Annotated in this window: 3 protein-coding genes; 2 read left to right on the forward strand and 1 reads right to left on the reverse strand. The window is 76.7% G+C overall.

Going from position 1 to position 3457, the window contains the following annotated elements:
* Positions 1 to 1336: MMPL family transporter (locus tag BJF79_RS35100; protein WP_262403027.1), on the reverse strand; the 1336-nt coding region annotated here is incomplete at its 3' end.
* Positions 1337 to 1475: 139 nt separating this feature from the next.
* Between BJF79_RS35100 and BJF79_RS35105 the strand changes: the two genes are divergently transcribed.
* Positions 1476 to 2189, forward strand: coding sequence for a response regulator transcription factor (locus BJF79_RS35105; protein ID WP_075903897.1), 714 nt, complete (start codon positions 1476 to 1478; stop codon positions 2187 to 2189).
* A 292-nt stretch (positions 2190 to 2481) separates the two neighbouring features.
* The coding region (locus tag BJF79_RS35110; RefSeq protein ID WP_262403028.1) for a sensor histidine kinase at positions 2482 to 3457 on the forward strand (976 nt) is incomplete at its 3' end.

Below are 3457 nucleotides of genomic sequence, written 5' to 3' on the forward strand. Positions count from 1 at the left end.
GCACCGCGCGCAGCCCGGCCGCGACCGCCGCCGGGTCGGTGCCGCGCAGCACCAGCACGTCCACGGGCGTCAGGACGCCCGACGGGACGCCCGCCCGCCGCAACTCCGCCAGGCCCTCGTGGGCGGGCCCCGACTTGGCGAGGGCCCCGCTGTGCGCCTCGCCGAGGTTCATCCCCGTCGCGCCGAACGCCAGCGACCCGAGCACCGCCACGGACGCGAGGACGGCCGGGACCCGGAACCGGATCACCCGCCGCGCCCACGCCGTCCACGCCCGTCCGGCGCGGGCCCCGGTCGCGCGGCGGCGCGGCCCGATCCGGTCCAGGGCGGGGCCCGCCGTCACCAGGACGACCGGCAGCAGCGTCAGCGTCGCCAGCGCGCTCACCGCCGGGATGATCATCCCGCCGTAGGCGACGCTGCGCAGGAACCCCACCGGCACCGCGACCATCGCGATCAGCCCGATCGCGACCGCCGCCGCGCTGAACACCACCGCGTTGCCCGCCGTGCCCATCGCCCGCCGCGTCGCCGCGTCGCCGTCGAGCCCGCGCGCACGCTCCTCCCGCCAGCGCGTCACCACCAGCAGCGAGTAGTCCACGGCGACGCCGAGGCCGATGAGCGCCACCACGAACTGCACCATGAAGTTCACCTCGGTGACGCCCGTGATCGCGTACACCAGGACGAACGAGGTCAGGATCGACACCGCCGCGATCAGCAGCGGCACCACCGCCAGCAGCGACCCGAACACGAACGCGAGCACCACCAGCGCGCCGAGCCCGCCGACGAGCGTCTCGACGAGCACGCTCGGCCCCTCGCCGCCCGCGTCCTCCTCCAGGCCGTCCATGCCCGTGATCCGCAGCGACGCCCCGTCCGGCAGGGCGGGACGCATCGCGCCGTCGAGCAGCCGCGCCGGATCGGGGCCGTCGGCCATGTCGCTCTCGCCCGGCGTCACGCGCGGGAAGACCAGCCCGTACACGGTGCGTCCGCCGTCGCCGACGAAACCGCGGTCGCCGGTGCGCGGATAGGAGACGGCCCGCCCGCCGACCGCCCGTTCGGCCGCCGCGAACGCCTCCCGCAGGACCGCGCGGGCGCGCGGATCGTCGGCGGACGTCCCGGGCGGCAGCGTCACCACGGGGACGACCGGTTTCTCGTCGCCGCCGGACCGGTACGCCGCCACGATCGCGTCGTTGGCGTGGACGGCCGCCGACCCGGGCGGCGCGAAGTCCTCCCGCAGCCGGTCGGGGACCTGCGCGACCGCCAGCACGCCCGCGCACGCCGCGGCCAGCCACAGCAGCCCCACCAGGAGCCTGTGCCGGAGCACGAATCCAGAGAATCTGTTCATGCGACCACTGCAGCGGCCCGCCCTCGGAACGCCGTGAGAGCGCCTTGGGAGATCGCTGTGGATCCGCCCCCGGGAGACGTTCACAGCGATCTCACAGGACTCTCACAGGGCTAGCGCGGTGCGCGCACCGCGATCACCCATGACACTGGTGATCGTGACGCCCCCCACGAGAATCCTCGTCGTCGACGACGAGACGTACCTGGCCGACCTCGTCTCGACCGCGCTGCGCTACGAGGGCTTCGAGACGGAGACGGCGGGCTCGGGCGCCGAGGCGCTGGCCGGCGTCCGCCGGTCGCCCCCCGACCTGATCGTCCTGGACGTGATGCTGCCCGACGGCTCCGGCCTGGACGCCTGCGCCCGGCTGCGCCGCGACGGCTGCCGCGCCCCCGTCGTGTTCCTCACCGCCCGCGACGCCGTCGAGGACCGGGTCAAGGGCCTCACGGTCGGCGGCGACGACTACGTCACCAAGCCGTTCAGCCTGGAGGAGCTGATCGCCCGCGTGCGCGCCGTGCTGCGCCGCACCCGTCCGGACGGGCCGGACCCGGAGCGCACCGCGTTCGCCGACCTGGAGATCGACGAGGCGACCTACGAGGTGCGCCGCGCCGGGACGCTCGTCGAGCTGACCCCCACCGAGTTCAAGCTGCTGCGGTACCTGACGCTGAACGCCGGCCGCGTCCTCACCAAGAGGCAGCTCCTCGACCACGTCTGGCAGTACGACTTCGGCGGCGGCGACGGCGTCGTGCAGACCTACGTCAGCTACCTGCGCCGCAAGCTCGACGGGCACGGCCCCCGGCTGATCCACACCGTGCCGCGCGTCGGCTACATCATGCGCCTGCCCCGGGCGGAGGACTGATGTCGCTGCGCGGGCGCCTCGTACTCGTCCAGGTGGGCCTGCTGGCCCTCGGGCTCGTGGTCGCGGGCGCGTCCACCTTCGCCGCCTTCCACGACTGGAAGTCCGGCGCCGAACGGGCCCGGCTGAGCGCCGCCGGACGGGCGGCGGGCGAGATCCTCGCGGCCCGGCCCGCCGACGGCGCGACCCCGCGGCTGCCGCCCGCCGAGACCGCCCTGCCCCGGCTCTGGCGGGCCGCCGCCGCGGACGGCGGGCTGCCCCTGTACTTCCAGGTCCGCGCCCGGACGCCGCCGTCGTGCAGACCGTCGCACCCGCCGGGACGCCCCCGCTGCCGCGCGACCTGCGCCCGGAACCGGTCACCGGCGACGGCCCGGACGGCGAACGGTTCGTCCGCGTCGAGGAGCCCGCCGGGGAGGACGGCGCGGGCCCGTTCGGGCGCGACGCCCCCGGCTGGATCGTCCGCGCCGCCTGGACCCCGGACCGTCGCGCGATCCTCGTCACCGCCATGCGCACCGGGGAACAGGACGAGCTGTTCGGCCGCACCCTCGGCACCCAGGTCGCCGTCACCGCCGCCGTGCTGCTCGGCGTCGGCCTGCTCGGCGGCCTCGCCGTCCGGCGCGCCACCCGGCCGCTCGCGGAGATCGCCGCCGCGGCCGGGCGGATCGGCGACGTCACCCGCGCGGACGATCTGGCCCGCCGCGTCCCCGCGCCGCCGCCCGCCGCCGGGACCGAGGTGGGACGGCTCGCGGCGGCGCTCAACGCGATGCTCGCGCAGATCGAGACGGCGTTCCGCGACCGCGAGGAGTCGCGCGACCGGCTCCGCCGGTTCGTCGCCGACGCCTCGCACGAGCTGCGCACCCCCGTCGCGATCGTCCGCGGGTACGCCGAGCTGTTCCGCCGCGGCGCCGCCGACCGGCCCGCCGACCTGGCCAAGGCCATGCGCCGCATCGAGTCCGAGGCCGAGCGGATGGGGCGGCTCGTCGACGAGATGCTGCTGCTCGCCCGTCTCGACGAGGGACGGCCCCCCGAGCGCGGGCCCGTCGACCTGGCCGCGCTCGCCGCCGACGCCGTCGCCGACGCCGCCGTCGTGGACCCGGCCCGCCCACTGACGCTGCGCGCCGACGGCCCCGTCGTCGTCGCGGGCGACCGCGAGCCGCTCCGCCGGGTCCTCGACAACCTGCTGGCGAACGTGCGCGCCCACACGCCCCCGGGGACCGCCGCGACCGTCCGCGTCGACGTACGCGACGCCGCGGCCGTCCTGGCGGTCGAGG

It is taken from the genome of Actinomadura sp. CNU-125, assembly GCF_001942465.1.
GTDB lineage: Bacteria > Actinomycetota > Actinomycetes > Streptosporangiales > Streptosporangiaceae > Spirillospora.